The 16,564-nt window shown below is 61.4% G+C and carries 18 protein-coding genes; 8 read left to right on the top strand and 10 right to left on the bottom strand.

The features are described 5' to 3' along the window. From OB03_RS08315 to OB03_RS08280, 8 genes are all read right to left on the bottom strand, one after another. Positions 1-468 (bottom strand): DUF6173 family protein, encoded by a 468-nt coding sequence (locus OB03_RS08315; protein WP_242913223.1) that lies wholly within the window; start codon positions 466-468, stop codon positions 1-3. A gap of 22 nt (positions 469-490) precedes the next feature. Further along, complete coding sequence (rodA, locus tag OB03_RS08310; protein ID WP_461343810.1) at positions 491-1,648, bottom strand: rod shape-determining protein RodA; 1,158 nt, start codon at positions 1,646-1,648, stop codon at positions 491-493. Between the two features lie 5 nt (positions 1,649-1,653). Next, positions 1,654-3,639 (bottom strand): penicillin-binding protein 2, encoded by a 1,986-nt coding sequence (gene mrdA, locus OB03_RS08305; protein ID WP_242913221.1) that lies wholly within the window; start codon positions 3,637-3,639, stop codon positions 1,654-1,656. Continuing rightward, the gene (locus tag OB03_RS08300; protein WP_242913220.1) at positions 3,636-4,154 is read right to left on the bottom strand and encodes a hypothetical protein; all 519 of its coding nucleotides are present in this window, start codon (positions 4,152-4,154) and stop codon (positions 3,636-3,638) included. Before OB03_RS08300 ends, mrdA begins: the two co-directional genes overlap by 4 nt. Next, a complete protein-coding gene (mreC, locus tag OB03_RS08295) occupies positions 4,151-5,254 on the bottom strand; it encodes a rod shape-determining protein MreC (protein WP_242913219.1) in 1,104 nt (367 codons plus the stop codon). Before mreC ends, OB03_RS08300 begins: the two co-directional genes overlap by 4 nt. 110 nt (positions 5,255-5,364) lie before the next feature. Continuing rightward, complete coding sequence (locus OB03_RS08290) at positions 5,365-6,405, bottom strand: rod shape-determining protein (protein ID WP_242913218.1); 1,041 nt, start codon at positions 6,403-6,405, stop codon at positions 5,365-5,367. Between the two features lie 261 nt (positions 6,406-6,666). After that, entirely contained in the window at positions 6,667-7,356 is a 690-nt protein-coding gene (locus OB03_RS08285; RefSeq protein ID WP_461343809.1) for a TVP38/TMEM64 family protein, read from the bottom strand. 41 nt (positions 7,357-7,397) lie between these two features. Beyond that, positions 7,398-8,012 (bottom strand): hypothetical protein, encoded by a 615-nt coding sequence (locus OB03_RS08280; RefSeq protein WP_461343808.1) that lies wholly within the window; start codon positions 8,010-8,012, stop codon positions 7,398-7,400. A gap of 538 nt (positions 8,013-8,550) precedes the next feature. Here OB03_RS08280 and OB03_RS08275 point away from each other — a divergent pair. After that, positions 8,551-9,756: a pyridoxal phosphate-dependent aminotransferase gene (locus OB03_RS08275; protein WP_461343807.1), complete on the top strand. Its 1,206-nt coding sequence runs from the start codon at positions 8,551-8,553 to the stop codon at positions 9,754-9,756. A 121-nt stretch (positions 9,757-9,877) separates the two neighbouring features. On the opposite strand, the gene OB03_RS08270 is transcribed toward OB03_RS08275, so the two are convergent. Further along, complete coding sequence (locus OB03_RS08270; RefSeq protein WP_242913214.1) at positions 9,878-10,909, bottom strand: polyprenyl synthetase family protein; 1,032 nt, start codon at positions 10,907-10,909, stop codon at positions 9,878-9,880. A 61-nt stretch (positions 10,910-10,970) separates the two neighbouring features. Between OB03_RS08270 and OB03_RS08265 the strand changes: the two genes are divergently transcribed. Further along, on the top strand, positions 10,971-11,741 hold the full coding sequence (locus OB03_RS08265; RefSeq protein ID WP_242913213.1) for a tRNA1(Val) (adenine(37)-N6)-methyltransferase: 771 nt from the start codon (positions 10,971-10,973) through the stop codon (positions 11,739-11,741). A gap of 49 nt (positions 11,742-11,790) precedes the next feature. Beyond that, positions 11,791-12,402: a TIGR02466 family protein gene (locus OB03_RS08260; RefSeq protein ID WP_461343806.1), complete on the top strand. Its 612-nt coding sequence runs from the start codon at positions 11,791-11,793 to the stop codon at positions 12,400-12,402. Here OB03_RS08260 and OB03_RS08255 read toward each other — a convergent pair whose 3' ends face one another. Continuing rightward, positions 12,403-13,029 carry a TetR/AcrR family transcriptional regulator gene (locus OB03_RS08255; protein WP_461343805.1) on the bottom strand — a complete coding sequence of 209 codons (627 nt, stop codon included), beginning with the start codon at positions 13,027-13,029 and terminating at the stop codon, positions 12,403-12,405. Positions 13,030-13,133: 104 nt separating this feature from the next. On the opposite strand from OB03_RS08255, the gene OB03_RS08250 reads away from it, so the two are divergent. The 5 genes from OB03_RS08250 to OB03_RS08230 form a co-directional block, all read left to right on the top strand. After that, positions 13,134-13,886: an SDR family oxidoreductase gene (locus tag OB03_RS08250; RefSeq protein ID WP_461343804.1), complete on the top strand. Its 753-nt coding sequence runs from the start codon at positions 13,134-13,136 to the stop codon at positions 13,884-13,886. Between the two features lie 132 nt (positions 13,887-14,018). Continuing rightward, a complete protein-coding gene (locus OB03_RS08245; RefSeq protein ID WP_242913209.1) occupies positions 14,019-14,381 on the top strand; it encodes a hypothetical protein in 363 nt (120 codons plus the stop codon). Between the two features lie 84 nt (positions 14,382-14,465). Beyond that, on the top strand, positions 14,466-15,140 hold the full coding sequence (locus OB03_RS08240; protein WP_461343803.1) for an alpha/beta hydrolase: 675 nt from the start codon (positions 14,466-14,468) through the stop codon (positions 15,138-15,140). Then, positions 15,095-15,361: a hypothetical protein gene (locus OB03_RS08235; RefSeq protein WP_461343802.1), complete on the top strand. Its 267-nt coding sequence runs from the start codon at positions 15,095-15,097 to the stop codon at positions 15,359-15,361. The genes OB03_RS08240 and OB03_RS08235 overlap by 46 nt, the downstream gene beginning before the upstream one ends. Positions 15,362-15,459: 98 nt before the next feature. Continuing rightward, positions 15,460-16,564 (top strand): ATP-binding cassette domain-containing protein (locus tag OB03_RS08230; protein ID WP_461343801.1); only part of this gene is annotated, 1,105 nt, incomplete at its 3' end.

Below are 16,564 nucleotides of genomic sequence, written 5' to 3'. Positions count from 1 at the left end.
TTACGGACGTCCCAAGGACGGGTTGGTGCTTTTCACCAACTCGTCCAGACGGAAGCCGATGCGATTGGGTTCAGCCTGATCTTCCGGCTTGCGGACCGCACTCAGCACCACATTGAGCTGGGTGTAATGCTGGATCAGCCGGACAGGCTTTCCGTCCACGTTCCGGCCAAAGAACATGATCAGGTCCGGCCCCCAAAACCCGACATCGACGATCTGCATCGTGCCATCTCCGGGCAAACCGACGACGGTGGCCCCGATTTCCTCGTCTTTGTTGAGATTGGCCTCAAACTCCTGAATGAGTTTGGACAGGCGCACAAACGCCCACTCTGCCGGATTGTCGCGCATGCGGACGGACATGTCCTGAACGGCGTTGGCGTTGGCAGGGTCTGCGGTCACAGGCTGCGGGCACGGGGTGTCGCCGCAATCGGAAAACATGGCCGGATCGGCCTTGGGTAGTGGCTCGGTCATGCCCCTACCCTAGCGACCGTTGTTAGAACAGGCCATGCCCTTTAGGCAGTTCGGCATAGCGGTGGACGCGCACCGACATAACCAAACCGAACCCGATCATCACCGTCATCATACCCGAGCCGCCATAGGACAGCATCGGCATGGGCACGCCGACCACAGGTGCCAGACCCATGACCATGGCCCCGTTGATCAGGACGAACAGCGCCACGAAGGCCGTCATCCCCGAGCTGGCGATGCGTCCAAAGTGGCTGTGCGACAGGGCCGCAATCCGCAGCGCGATCAGGATCAGCGCCGCATAGGCCGCTAGCACGGTGAATGAACCGAGGAAGCCGAACTCTTCCGATACCGTCGAGAAAATGAAGTCGGTATGGCGCTCTGGCAGGAACTCCAACTGGCTCTGGCTCCCGAGGCCAAAGCCCTTGCCCATCAGGCCGCCTGAGCCCAGCGCGATCTTGGACTGGATGATGTTGTAACCTGTGCCCGAGGGGTCCATCTCCGGATTAAGGAAGTTCAGCACTCGGTTGCGTTGATAGTCGTGCATCACGAACATCACGAAGGGCGGAATGATCGCGACCGCAGCGGCCGCTGCCGCCCCGATAGCGCGCCAGCTCAAGCCCGCCAGCACCATTACCGCAGCACCCGTCAGGCCGATGATCATAGCCGACCCTAGGTCAGGCTGGGCCGCGACGAGTACAAACGGCACCCCGATCATGCCTGCGGGAATAAGCAGCTTCCAAGACCAACGGGCCTCTTGGGCCGAGTGGTTGTGATACCAGCGCGCCAGGGCCAACACCAAGCCCAGCTTCATAAACTCGGCGGGCTGGATGCGGATGACACCCAGATTTAGCCAGTTCTTCGCACCGCCTGCCGTGTAGCCGAGCGGAGTAAAATCCACCAAGGCGACCATCACAAGCAAGACGCCATACAGCGGATAGGCCGAGCGGAACCACCACTTGGGATGGACCAGCGCCAGCCCCAGCATAGCCAGCAGCAGGACTGCATAGCGGATGAGATGCTTGGCGGCCCACGGCTCCCACGACAGCTTGCCAAGCGAGTACAGCATCAGCGTGCCAACCCCCGCGAGGAAGGTCAGCAGGCCGACAATACGCCAGTCGATCTGGGTCAGTTTGGTCGAAAGACGCTCGCGCTCACCAGGACGCGTCAGGGCGGATGCCGTCATCTTCCCTACTCCACAAGCGGCGGCGGGGTGGCAGGATTGGTCGCCACGATGTTGTCAGGCTCGCCCCGCGCCTCGGCCTCGAGTGCACCGGCATCTTCCTGCACCTCGAAGCCCGACTGCTCGATACGGGCGCGGATTTCGGGATCCTTCAGGAGGGCAATCTTCATGACCTCGCGCGCTCGCGGCGCACCGGCGGTGCCGCCGCCCAGACCGCCGTGCTGGACAATGACCGAAACGGCATAGCGAGGGTTGTCGGTGGGCGCATAGGCGACGAACAGGTTGTGGTCCTTCTGGGCCCACGGTCGACCTGCGCCCTTACGCGAACCGGCCCCATAGTTACGAGCCTGCGCCGTGCCGGTCTTGCCTGCCATTTTCACAGTGCCAAGGCCCAGTTGGCTGTTCCGGAACCCCGTACCACCCGCTGCGGTCACGGCTTCCATGCCGTCGCGCAGGACCTGGAACATGTTGGGATCATACGGCAGGTCCGCAAACGCGCTGGTCTGTTGCTCGACCCCGCCGATGGACTTGATCAGACGCGGCACGACTGCCTTGCGGCCATTGGCGATACGCGCGGTATAGACCGCAAGCTGCAGCGCATTGACCGTCAGTGCGCCCTGCCCGATACCGTAGCTGGGAGTTTCGCCCGGATACCATTTGGCGTCACCGCGCACCGGATTCTTCCGGCGCCACTCGCGGTCAGGCACGAGGCCCGCCTTCTGTCCCGAAATGCCGATATCAAAGGTTTGGCCAAAGCCCATATCGCGGGCGGCCTCGGCAATCGCGTCAGGGCCCATCTCGGTAGCCAGCGTCATGAAATAGACGTTGCAAGACGCCTTCAGCGCGCCGCGCAGATCCAATGCGCCATGTCGGCCCAGGCAGGCAAAGCGGCGCCCCAGATAGAAGCTGCCGTTGCAAACAATGCGTCGGTTCGGGTCCACACCGCGCTTCATCGCGGCCAGACCGACCACGGGCTTGAAGGTCGAGCCGGGCGCGAACGTACCCGACAACGCCTTATCGGTCAGCGGACGGCGCTCGTAATCGGCAAGCGCGCGATAAATGCGCGACGGAACACCCGAAACGAAGAGGTTCGGGTCGAAGGATGGCGATGACACCATTGCAAGGATGTCGCCGTTGCGCACATCCATGACGACGATGCTGCCCGCTTCCTCACCGAACACTTCGAGGGCACGCTGCTGGATATCGTTATCGAGCGTCAGGACGACCTCGGCCCCCTGGACCGGCGGCTTGGAGCCAGCCATGTCCTCAGCAACCACACGGCCACGAACGTCAACCTCAACCCGGTTTCCGCCCGCCTCGCCACGTAGTTGTTCGTCGAGCGCCTTTTCGATGCCCTGACGACCGATCCGGTAGCCGGGGTTGTAGAGGATCGACGGAACTTCCTCGCCGCGTTCGCGCAGCGCCTTGACGTCGTTGTCCGAGACCTTCGCTACATACCCCACCACATGGGCATAGGCACCGCCGTGGGGGTAGTAACGAGCCTCGTTCATATCGGCCATGATGCCGGGCAGATCGGCCGCGTGCAGATTGACCTTGGCGAACTCTTCCCACGACAGATCGCTCTTAACCGGAACCGGCGAGAAGCGCGGCGCGGCGTTGACTTCGCGGATGATATTGCGGCGACGCTCCAGCGTATCGGGCAACAGCCGCCCCAAAATATCCAGCGTCTGGTCCAGGTCCTTGGTTTCGTCGCGAACGACCAGTACGCGGAAGCTGGGCCGGTTGCCGGCAACCACCACCCCGTTGCGATCTTTGATCAGGCCGCGCGGCGGCGGCACGAGGCGGAAGTTGAACTGGTTGTTCGTGGCCAGAGTAGCGTATTCGTCAGCCTGAACGATCTGGAGTTGGGCCAGTCGCCCGACCAGCAGCCCCAAGCCGCCCAGAGTCGCTCCCCCCAGCACCACAGTGCGGCGCAGGAACGAACCCTGACGCTCGTTCACATCCGTGAAAAACAGTTGCGGTTCACTACTCACATGAACCTCACATCATTGTCGTCGAACTTCTGCATCAACCAGTCAGCCACCGGAAACAGCAGCAACGTCGGCAGCATCTGGCCCACGAGAGGAATGATAGCCGGAGCGTTATCGGTCTGAAGCACCGTCACTAGATAGGCAGTGAAGAAGGCCAGCAACACCGATCCGGCGTACAATCCGAAATTAATGATCGTCGCATGGCCCGACATGAAGATGCGCATGATCAACATCGTGCCATAGACGACCAACAGACCAAGCGCCCAAAGCCCCATCGGCCCGCCCCAGAACAGGTCCAGAAACAGTCCCAGTCCGAACAGGACAATCGGCCCCAAGGCATTGGGCCGGATCATCGGCCATGCGAAGGCCAGCACCAACGGGAACACCGGCTCTGGCAACGCCAGTCCGAAAAGACGCAGTGGAGTGGCCAGCAAGATCGTCAGCGCCATGGCCGCAAGGGCCGGATAGACGACCCACTCCAGAGGACCGACCACCCGAACCGATATGGGCCGCCTCATCCCGGAGTATTCCCGGCTGGTGCAGGCGTGGCCGCCGGTGCAGCGGCGGCAGCTTGTTCTTGCTGGCGACGGGCGGCGGCTTCGGCTTGCTCGCGTGCCACGGCATTAGCCTCCGCCAGACGCGCACGCTCTGCGGCAGCGGCGTTGGCTACTGCACGGCGGGTGGTGGCGTCGGCAATGGCGGCGGCTTGCTGCGGCGTGGGGGCCGGTGCCGAATCCAGTGCAGCCAAAGGCGCGGCGTTCAGCGCCGACGGATCAACCAGCTGGTTGAAGTCCTGGAACAGCAGGACCCGCACATAGTCGATCGCCACACGCTCGCTGAACAGTTTCACCCGCCACGAGCCGTCTACGCCCTTGGCGACAATTCCGACCGGCAGACCACGCGGGACGCCGCCACCATCACCCGAGGTGATGACGCGGTCGCCTTCCTGAACCATGTTGACGCCGCGCACATAGTCTAGGCGCGGGTTGCGGCTGGCATCACCCGCCAGCACGGCGCGTGCGTCAGTACGCTCCACCATTACCGGAATACGCGAGGAGACGTCGGTCAGCAGGACCATGCGGCTGACAGGGCCGCTGACGCCACTGATGCGACCAACCAGACCATGCTCAGACAATACGGGATTGCCCGGACGCACGCCGTCGCCCTGCCCCAGATTGACCAGGCGCGCACGAGCGAAGGGACCGCGCGTGTCCGTGACAGCACGACCAGTGACCATGGGAATCGGCGGGTCGGTATGGACGCCCAGCATCTTTTCATAGCGGGCGTTGATGTTTTTGAGGGCGATGGCCTCGTCGCGCCAATCGTTCAGTTCGGCGATCTCGGCGCGCAGACGACGGTTCTCCGACACCGCGAAGAAGTAGCCGCCGATGTAGTCAAAGGCATTGCCCGTCCAGCGCACAGGGGCCGACAGCGCTTCGCCCACCGGCGCAGCCGCAGTCTCCACGCCAGCGCGCATATAGGACATGCGGGTCGGGGCCTGACGCTGACCACCTGCCAGCATGAAGATTGCCGTGATAATACCCACGACAACAACTGCCGCGGCGGCCCACGCCAGCGGCAACTTGATATTCTCGAATGGTCCGTCGCGAAACGCCACGGCCAGCCTTCCTGCTAAGTTTACAGAATCGACGCGAACGTCGGGAGTTCGGAAATGAGTAAAGGCCGATTCTCACGAAATCGGCCTTCACACCAGTGGATTGTCGAACCTTAGAGGGTCGAGTCCAGGATGCCCTTCATCCACGACGGATGCTCCAGCACCTTGCCGCAGCCGATGGCGACGCAAGACAGCGGATCATCAGCAACCTGAACCGGCAGGCCGGTGTGGTCGCGGATCTCAGCATCCAGACCGCGCAGCAGAGCGCCGCCGCCGGTCAGCATGATGCCCTTGTCGGCGATGTCGGCAGCCAGTTCCGGCGGAGTGGCTTCCAGAGCGACCTTCACGGCCTCGACGATTTGCGAGACCGGCTCGGCCAGAGCCTCTGCGGCTTGACGCTCGCTCATTTTCACTTCGCGCGGCACGCCCTGCATCAGGTCGCGACCCTTGACCTCGATCGACAGGCCTTCGCCGTCGGCCGGGGTACGGGCGGTACCGATGTCTTTCTTGATGCGCTCTGCGGTCGTTTCACCGATCAGCAGGTTGTGGTTGCGGCGCATGTAGGCGATCAGCGCGTCGTCCATCATATCACCACCCACGCGAACCGAGCGCGAGTAGACGATACCCGACAGCGACAGAACGGCCACTTCGGTCGTACCACCGCCGATATCGACAACCATCGAGCCGGTCGGCTCGTGGATCGGCAGGCCGGCACCGATAGCAGCAGCCATCGGCTCGTCGATCAGGCCGACGCGGCGGGCCGAAGCGTTCAGGCACGAGTCGTTAATAGCGCGGCGCTCAACGGCGGTTGCGCCCGACGGCACGCAGACGATCATCTTCGGATTCACGAAACCCTTGCGGTTGTGAACCTTACGGATGAAGTGCTTGATCATTTCCTCGGCGACTTCGAAGTCGGCGATAACGCCATCGCGCATCGGGCGAATGGCTTCCATGTGGCCCGGAGTACGGCCCAGCATCTGCTTGGCCTCGAGGCCAACAGCGTGAACAATCTTGCGACCGCCGACGTTGCGAAGTGCAACCACGGAAGGTTCGTTCAGAACGATCCCTTTGCCACGCATGTAGATGAGGGTGTTAGCCGTACCCAAATCCATCGCGATGTCATTGGAGATCATGCCGAAGAGGGGTGAGAACATGCGTCGGTTACCGCTATGTATGTTTTGAGCCTGTTAGGGCACTGAAAGATTTGGTCTGCAACGGCAATGCCCCCGCCCGCACACCAAAATGGTGTGTTGGCCCTTCTGATCGCCCTTGCCAAGCCGACTGAAGTTTCGGTTTGCCCTTATGATGCGACGATTGCAAGCGCCTAAGCGATACGATCAACGCCTTGTGCAAGCGAAGGTATAAATCGGGCCGGAAGATGGTGATTTCCCACTCCTTTCCGACACAATTCACTTTCACGGCTGAAGGTCTGAGCCAGCGCGTCTCAGGCGGCTGCGAATCCACTGCTTCGTCAGCACCATGATCAACAGCCAGACAAATGCGATTGCCGCCAGAATGGCCGATGACCAAACGCCATCGCCCTTTACGGCGGTCAAAAACGATCCGCCAAAGAAGGCAATCGCTGCTGTCTTGGGCAGGCTCCCAAGAGCACATCCCGCCAAATAACCCCAAAAGTTCGCGCGCACCGCTCCGAAGGCGGCATTGACCACAACGAAGGGTGCCGACGGGACGTTGCGGATCACGAAACTGGCCACGAAGGCGTTTTTTCCGATGAAGGCGCGAACGCGTGCATAGCCCTCCCCACCGACGCGATCCAGCCAACGTGCCGCCGGCCCGCGCCCGAGCCAATAGGTGATCGCCCCCGAGACGACGGTCGCAACCCAGCTATAGGCAAAGCCGTGCCACGGTCCGAAAACCAGCACGCATATTCCGATCAGCAGGAACTGGGGGGCACCAACGATTGCCGCAGCCGTAAAAAGCGCCGAAGCCACGACCACGCCCCACGGCCCTGCCCGATATCCCGACAGCCAGCGGGCAACCTCGTCCTGACTATCCACGAAATGGTGCTTGCCCACAGCGAACAGCAGGGTCATGCCGAGCAAGACCAGCAGGCCCGCCGCGATAGCGGGCCAACGCCGTGCCAAGGGCTCTATGAATCGTGCGCCGGAGTTATTTGGCAAAGGTCTCAGTTCTCGTCCGCAGCTTCGGATACGGTCCAGCTTTTGAGGTTCCACTTGTTCAAGGCCGAATCCAAAATCCAAGTCTGGGTATAGGCGAGTTTCTTGCCGCCTAACATTATTGCACCCGTGACCATCGCCTCATCACTGGAGGCAGCACTGTAAACCTCGGGATAGAGCGACAACTGCGAAGACAGCATTTTGTCCCACACAAACGTGGAAACCCTGTCGTCGAGAGGCTCCGCACGTACAAACACGCCCAACCAATCCACGACAGGCTGGCTTTTCGGCCCCATGAACGCCTTCCAAGCCGAGGAGGTGCGAAGCTCGACGGCCGCCCGTTCTGTCGTTCTGTGGATTTGGTTGAACAGCGACGCTGCGACCATCCGCGCCCCTTGGAAGCGGACACACCAGATCAAGGCATCCACCGCATCGCCTGCGACTATGATTGACTGGCAAGGCGCGTCGGATTCAATGGCTAGCGCTACCAGTTCGAACCCGTAACGCGTCGTATAGTTTTCTGAACCTGTCGCGCTCGATGCGGACCGAACATCTTTTCGGCCCCGCCCCGGCACTACATTATTGGCCATCTCGACGTTCACGAACCAAGGGTGAAGGCACATTTCTTCCGGGAGCGGCCGAGATCCTAAGGGAGCGCGTTCACGGTCCGCGTTGGCGGAGCCTACGGGAACCCGCGACCAGACTTCATCGTTCACCCCCGTGTGGAGCCTCGCCCCACTTCGCCCGTGAACTTCTAATGTGGGCGACTGACCATTTCGCTTTGTGAATGCAACGGATGGCAGAGGCTGACCGTACCCGTTTATGAGCCGCACACGATATATCTCGGCCCCGGTTTGAGCCTCGGCGGCGATCGAGGGCAGTCCCAATACCGCAAGCCGCTCTTCATCAGTCGCTGGAGGAAGCTGAGCTCCGACCGCGAGCGCAGCTAAAATAGAAACAAACATACGACCTCCACAGGCGACGCTTCGGTGTAGTCCCCGCGATAATCTGGATCACAGAATTGGTCGTCTGTCGCATAAATCGCTCTCTAACGAGGGAAAAATGCCGTGTTCGACGCACAAAGATTGTGCAAGCGGGCAGCAATGGGTAACTACCCTCGCCTCCCCGGCGCATTCGTCCATTTGTTCAGACGGGATCACTATGTCCAGCCTTCAGTCGTCCGCCCTCGCCCGCGTAAAGCCTTCGGCTACCATCGCCGTTACTGCCCGCGCACGCGAACTCAAACGCGAGGGTCGCGATGTGATCGGTCTGGGCGCAGGTGAGCCGGACTTCGACACGCCGGACAACATCAAACAGGCCGCAATCGACGCGATCCAGCGCGGTGAAACCAAGTACACCGATGCCGACGGCATGCCGGAACTGAAGGCTGCCATCGTGGCCAAGTTCGCGCGCGAGAACGGCCTGAAGTACGAGACCAACCAGATCCACGTCGCTCCGGGCGGCAAACCGGTCATCTATAACGCCATGCTGGCGACCCTGAACCCGGGTGACGAAGTCATCGTTCCGGCCCCTTACTGGGTGTCGTATCCGGACATGGTCCTGCTGGCTGGCGGTGAGCCGGTCACCGTGATTGGCGAAGAAGCTGACGGCTTCAAATTGCGCCCCGACGTTCTGGAAGCGGCGATCACGCCCAAGACCAAGTGGCTGATCCTGAACTCGCCGTCGAACCCGACCGGTGCCGCCTATACTCGCGCCGAGCTGGAAGCTCTGGCTGTCGTCCTGCGCAAGCACCCGCACGTCTGGGTGCTGACCGACGACATGTACGAACACCTTGTCTATGACGGCTTTGAGTACACCACTATCGCTCAGGTCGCGCCGGACCTGTTCGACCGCACCCTGACCATGAACGGTGTGTCGAAAGCCTATTCGATGACCGGCTGGCGCATCGGTTACGCCGGTGGCCCCAAGCCGCTGATCGACCTGATGCGCAAGGTCGCCAGCCAAACCACCTCGAACGCGTCCACCATCTCGCAGTGGGCCGCAGTTGAGGCGCTCAACGGTACGCAAGACTTCCTCGCCCCGCGCGCCGAAGCCTTCAAAAAGCGTCGCGACCTCGTCGTGAAGATGCTGAACGAAGCGGAGGGTATCACCTGCGCTACGCCGGAAGGTGCCTTCTATGTTTACCCGTCGTGCGCGGGCGTGATCGGAAAGACCGCTCCGTCGGGAGTTGTGATCGAGAACGACGAAGTCTTCACCACCGAACTCCTGAACGCTGAAGGCGTCGCGGTTGTTCAGGGTTCTGCCTTTGGTCTGGCCCCTTACTTCCGTATCTCCTACGCGACCTCGGAAGCGGCCCTGACCGAGGCCTGCACCCGTATCCAGAAGTTCTGCGCTTCGCTGAAGTAAGCCGCGCAAGACTTTGAAATCGAAGAGGCGCTGATGGGCATCCCATCAGCGCCTTTTTCATGCACCCCGCAAAGAAAAAGCCCCGCCGGACGGCGAGGCTTTGGTCTGTTGAGCAGGCAAATCAGGCCCCGCGGCTGACCGCATAATCGGCCACATCTTCAAGAGCCTTGCGCCACGGCGTCTCCGGCAAAATCGACAGCGCCGCCTTGGCTTGGTCCGCATATTCATAAGCGCGGTCCAGCGTTCCGGTGATGGCACCACATTCCCGCATCAGGTTGAGCGCGATGTCGAAGTCACCCTCGGTACGCTCGCCCTTATCGACGGTACGGGTCCAGAACTCTGCGTGCGTGTCCTTGGTGCGTTCGATAGCCAGCAGCAGCGGCAACGTCACCTTGCCCTCGTTGAAGTCGTCACCGGCATTCTTACCCAGAGCTTCCGAAGTCGCGCCGTAATCCAGTGCGTCGTCCGCCAGTTGGAAAGCGATACCCAGCGACATGCCATACTCACGCATGGCGGCCACGCGCTCTGCCGATACGCCTACGCCCAGCGCTCCCGTTTCGGCAGCCGCAGCGAACAACTCTGCCGTCTTGGCGCGGATGATCTGGAGATAGGTGTCTTCGTCGAGGTTCACGTCGTGCGAGCGGGTCAGTTGCAGGACCTCGCCCTCAGCAATCACCGAAGACGCGGTCGCCAGAACACCCAACGCCTTGATGGAGTCGGTTTCGACCATCAGCTCGAATGCACGGGCGAACAGGAAGTCGCCCACCAGCACCGACGAGGCCGAGCCCCAGATCAGGTGCGCGGCGACCTTGCCACGGCGCATTTCCGAGCCGTCCACGATGTCGTCGTGAAGCAGGGTCGCGGTGTGAATGAACTCTACCGATGCGGCCAGTTTGAGCGCCGCCGAGATATCGCCCTCGCCGCCACAGGCGCGGGCCGATGCCACGGTCAGCAGAGGACGCAGGCGCTTGCCCCCTGCCGAGATCAGGTGCTCGGCCAGCAGGGGAATCACCGGCACGTCCGACTGCATGCGGTCGATGATCAGGGCATCGACGGCCGCCATGTCCTCCTTCGCCAGAGCGACAAGGGCGTTCACATCCCCTTTCGAACGGGGGGTAGTGGCGGTAGCAGCGTCCACAACAGTCTCTTTCATCACAAAATCATGCCGCGCCGACTTGCCCCGACGCGATGCGGCGCACAATGGTGGCCGCACTATGCAGGGTCAAGCCGAAGACGACATCCAAACCACCGCCGAAACGACGGAAACCCATCTTCTGGGTGGCCGTGTGTCTTTGCGCCAACCCGCCAGAGGCTATCGCGCCGGCATGGACGCCGCCTTACTTGCGGCCACAGTCGCGCCAAAAGCGGGCGAGCGCATCATCGAGGCAGGCTGCGGCGCGGGCGCTGTGTTGATGCAGATCGCCAAACGCCACCCCGAGGTTTCTGTCACCGGACTGGAGCGCGATCCATTCGCCTATCAACTGGCCATGCATAATGTGCAGGCCAATGGCGTGGCCGAGCGCGCGACGATCATCAACGGCGACGTGGCCAAACGCTTCAAGGCGCTGGACTTGCCGACCTTTGACTGGGCCGTCAGCAATCCGCCGTATTTCGACGACCCGAACGCTATCCGCCCTCCTGCAGAGGAACGGCGCGGCGCATGGATAGCCGATGACGGGCTAAAGGCCTGGACCGAGTTTCTGGTGAAGTCTGTGCGCGAGGGCGGCAAGATCGTGATCGTTCACCGCGCCGACCGTCTAGCCGACATCCTGTCGCTACTGGCTCCTAAGGCCGGATCATTCGCCATCCGCCCCGTCCATTCCTTTGCGGACGAGCCCGCCAAGCGCGTGCTGGTTCAAGCCACCAAGACGGGCAAGGCTCCGTTGCGGCTGCTGCCACCTCTGGTGCTGCATCCGCGAACCGGCCCCAAGCATACGCCCGAGGCCGAGGCCATCCTGCGCGGCGAGGCAGACCTGACCTTCTAGACGCAAGCACGGCTTTGCGTGCAGGCGGCCATCGGCGTATGAGGCGGCTATGGCTATCCGCACCCTCTTCCCGACCCAGATTTACGAAACCTCCGTCGCCCCCGACAAGGGCTGGGCCGAGTTGCATGAAGAGCTGCTCGATCTGTGCCTTGTGATGGGCGAAGAGGACGAGGCGGGCATCAAATGGTGCGAGGACAACCACTATCCGGGCTACACCTCCTATGGCTCGATCAACGACCTGCCCCAGCGTTTCCCCGAATTTGCCGAGCTGAAGCGCATCCTGGACAAGCACGCGACGGCCTATGCCAAGGCGCTGAACTTCGATCTCGCGCGTAAGCCGAAGCTGGATAACCTCTGGGTCAATATCCTGATGCCGGGCGGCGGCCACACCGGCCACATTCACCCGCACTCGATCATCTCGGGCACCATCTACATCCATATTCCGGACGGCGCGTCGTCGCTGAAGATGGAAGACCCGCGTCTGGTCATGATGATGAACCGTCCAGGCGTGACGGACTCCGCAACCGAAGCCGAGAAACCATTCGTCTATATGCGCCCTCAGTCAGGCACGATCCTGATGTGGGAAAGCTGGCTGCGCCACGAAGTGCCCGCCAACCGCGCCACCGAGCAACGCATCTCAATCAGCTTCAACTACAGCTGATCAGGCTGCCGTCAGGCGGTCCCATGCCTGCATCGCCTTGGCGATAGCGGTTTCCATGTCATCCGGCTCGATGCCGACGCGCCCGCTGAGCGCCAGTCCGCGCTGTAGCACGCTATAGAACTGGCTCAGCCCCTCCACGTCCGCATCGGCCCGCAGTTCACCAGTCTCCACCGCGCGCTCCAGCCTGTCTTTCAGCATGTCCGTGCCGCGGCACCGCTTGTCCGACAAGCGGTCCTGCAGGTCTTCGGACAGTTCGGACGACTGCTCGCAAGCCATCATCACCATACAACCGGTCGGAACATCCTTGCCGTCGATACGAGCCGACAGACGCAAGGACGCCTCGATCTGATCTCGCAGTGACGGCCCTTGGCTATAGATGTCTTCGGTGAGGGTGCGCGCGCGCTGGTCATATAAATCCAGAGCCTCGGCATAGAGGTCCTCCTTAGAACCAAACGCCGCATAGAGACTGGGCGGAGCAATGCCCATGGCCGACGTGAGGTCCGTCATCGACGTGGCCGCAAACCCTTTTTCCCAGAAAACACGCATGGCTTTTTCGAGCGCCTGATCGCGGTCAAAGCTGCGCGGGCGGCCTCGGGCGGTGCGGGTTTGAGGGGCGGGCTGGGTCATATGCCTATATTAATTTGTATTGATCATTAAATAAACCCTTGCGCGACCAAGGTATCGCCACCATTCATTCTGTACCGATCACTACAGAATGAATCTGAACTACCATGACACAATCTTCCCTCCCCCTCTCCGGTAAGCGCGCACTGGTAACAGGCGCTGCCCGCGGTATCGGTGCCGCCATCGCCCTCCGTCTCGCCAGCGAAGGCGCAGACGTCGCGATCACCTATGAAAACTCCAGGGAAAAGGCCGAGGCATTGGCCGCGGAGCTTCAAGCCTTGGGCCGCAAGGCTGTTGCCATCCGCGCCGATGCCGCCAATCCACAGGCTGTGCGCGACGCCGTGGAGCAAACTGCCGCCGAACTGGGCGGATTGGATATTCTGGTGAACAATGCGGGCATCGCCCGTATGGGCGCATTCGCCGAGATGAGCGCCGAGGACATCGACGCACAGTTGAACGTCAATGTGCGCGGCGTTCTGTTCACAACGCAGGCGGCGCTGAAGCACATCACCGACGGCGGCCGTATCATCACCATCGGCAGCAATGTGGGCCAGAAGGTCCCCTTTGCCGGCATCAGCGTCTATTCCGCGACCAAGTCCGCTCTTGAGTCCTTCACCCAAGGGCTGGCCCGCGAACTGGGCGGTCGCAAAATCACCGTCAATCTTGTGCGCCCCGGCCCGACCAATACGGAAATGAACCCCGAAGACGGTCCCGTGGCCGCTGCCGTCCTGCCAACGCTGGCAGTCCAGCGCTATGGCCAGCCCGAGGAAATCGCGGCCGCCGTCGCCTATCTGGCTGGCCCGTCCGCCGGATATGTCACCGGCACGGGGATCACGGTCGACGGCGGTGCCAACGCGTGATGCAACGACCGCCTGCCCTCAAATGAGGGCAGGCTTCTCCTCGCGTTACGCAAGAAAAGGTAACCTTGCGCATCGGATTGATGCCTGACGGGTTTGCTACCGGACACACATTCAAAGTCCGGGCTGTTCGTTATGAAATCCAAACCTCTTGTCGCCGCCGTCATTGGCTTTGTGCTCCTGCTGGTCGGCGGGTTCATGCAGTTCTCGGGTACGGCTCCGTCGCCCGATGCAGACCTGACCCAAGCCTGCCGAGCCGAAGTGCAAAATCGAGGCGGCGACAGCGATATGGCCAAGCAGTGCTCTGACAAGACGTTCGCCGTTGCTATGACGGCGACCAATGCCAACGATGCCGCCAGGGCGATCTCCGCAGCCAATCAGCAGGAAATCGGCGGCAATGCAGTCTCGATATTCCTGCTGGGCCTTGGTCTGGTGCTGTTCGGTACTGGTCTCTTTGGCGTGATGAAGCAGCACAAGACTCCACAGCCGGTCGCGTAACAACAAAATCCCGCCGTATTCACAGTAAAGCTTGTTACCGGAAATCATTGTTTCCTGAGGGCGAGCTTTGATGAAACATGGACTGTGCTGGCGAACGTTGTCGCCCTGACACTGGCTGCAGGCTGCGACCAGTCGGCGGATGCCCGGTCAGCCGCTCCGAGTGCATCCGTTCAGACGGATCAATCCCAGACCGGCATGGGCGAGCCGTACCAGCTTGCCGGCACAGAGGTCTGGAACGTACCGGACAAACTGGATGGGCGGACCTATCAGGTCTACGTCGCCCTACCGCCCAGCTATGACGCGTCGCCGAACCGCACCTATCCAGTCCTCTATGTTACCGACGCCCATTACGCCTTTCCGCTGATCCGCCAGTTTGCGAGGCGTATGAATGTCGACAGCCCTGTAATCGCCGAGCACATCCTCGTCGGCCTCGCCTACGCCTTAGGCGAAGAGGGCAACGCGAGCCGAAGACTCGACTACACTCCCACGCCCACGCCAAACCGCATTAGCGGTGGTGGCCCCGCCTATCAGGCATGGCTTAAGGGCAGCGTCCTGCCGTTTATCGAGAACAAGTACCGCGCGGATGCGCGCCAGCGCGTTTTGCTTGGCCACTCCTACGGCGGTCTATTGGCCGCTCAGGTCCTGTTCAGCGATCCAGAAACGTTTAGTGGCTATGTCGGGGTAGCCCGTCCCTCTGGTACGACAACCACCATATGTTCCGCGCCAAGGCTGCCTATGCCGCCAAACATGATGACCTGAAAGCCAAGGTCTTTATGTATATCGGCGAGAAGGAAACCCCGGCCACGACCGGCAACAGCTACGACATGGTTGGCGACAACGCCCGGATGAATGCCGTTCTCAAAGGCCGCAACTATCCCGGTCTCACTGTCAGCAACCTCGTTGTCGAAGGCGAAGACCACCAAACCGTAGCGCCGGTTGGCTTCATGAGGGGGCTGGGGGCCCTTTTGCCAGCGAAGTGAACCCGACATTCGTCGCGTCGGATTTGCCCTTTGCGTCCCCAATCGCTACATCAGCCCCAACTTCCCAGTTCCTCTGAATCAAGGGCGCGACGCACCGCATGGCGCAACAATATATTTTCCAGATGCAAGGTCTGACCAAGACCTTCCCTGGCGGCAAAAAAATCTTCGAAAACATCTGGCTGAGCTTCTACAACGACGCGAAGATCGGTGTGGTCGGCGTGAACGGCTCGGGTAAGTCCACCCTGCTGAAGATCATGGCTGGCATCGACAACGAGTTCCAAGGCGAAGCGCGCGCTGCCGACGGCATCAAGCGTGGCTATCTGGAACAAGAGCCGAAGCTGGACGACAGCCTGAACGTTCGCGAGAACGTCGAAGCCTGGTGCGAAGAGAAGCAGTGGGTCAACCGCTTCAACGAAGTCGCCAACGAACTCGGCGAAAACTACACCGACGAGCTCATGGAAGAGATGACCACTCTCCAGGAGAAGATCGACGCCGCCGACGTCTGGGACATCGACAGCCGTATCGATCAGGCCATGGGCGCTCTGCGCTGCCCGCCTGACGACTGGGCCGTGACCAACCTGTCGGGCGGTGAAAAGCGCCGCGTGGCTCTGGCTCGCCTGCTGCTGTCGAAGCCCGACATGCTGCTGATGGACGAACCGACCAACCACTTGGACGCCGAATCCGTCGCTTGGCTGCAGCACCACCTGGAGAACTTCCCGGGCTGCGTCATCCTCGTCACCCACGACCGTTACTTCCTTGACCAAGTGACCAAGTGGACGCTCGAACTGGACCGCGGCAAAGGCCACCCGCACGAGGGTAACTACTCCTCGTGGCTGGAAGCCAAGCAGAAGCGCGTCGTTCAAGAGCAGTCGGAATCGGAAGCTCGCCAGCGCGCCCTTACCCGCGAACTGGAGTGGGTCCGCTCGGGTGCCAAGGCCCGTCAGGCCAAGTCGAAAGCCCGTCTGGCCGCCTATGAACGCATGGTCGAGGAACAGGAGTCGCAACGCGGCGCTCAATCCTTCGCCCACATCCAGATCCCGCCTGGCCCGCGCCTCGGCAACGTGGTTCTGGAAGTTGAAGGCCTGAAGAAATCGTACGGCGACAAGGTTCTGTTCGACAACCTGACCTTCAAGCTGCCGCCGAACGGTATCGTTGGCGTTATCGGCCCGAACGGTGCGGGTAAGTCGACCATGTTCAAGCTGA

The sequence above is a fragment of the Brevundimonas sp. GN22 genome, assembly GCF_054824005.1.
This window is presented reverse-complemented; position numbering and strand designations above follow the sequence as displayed.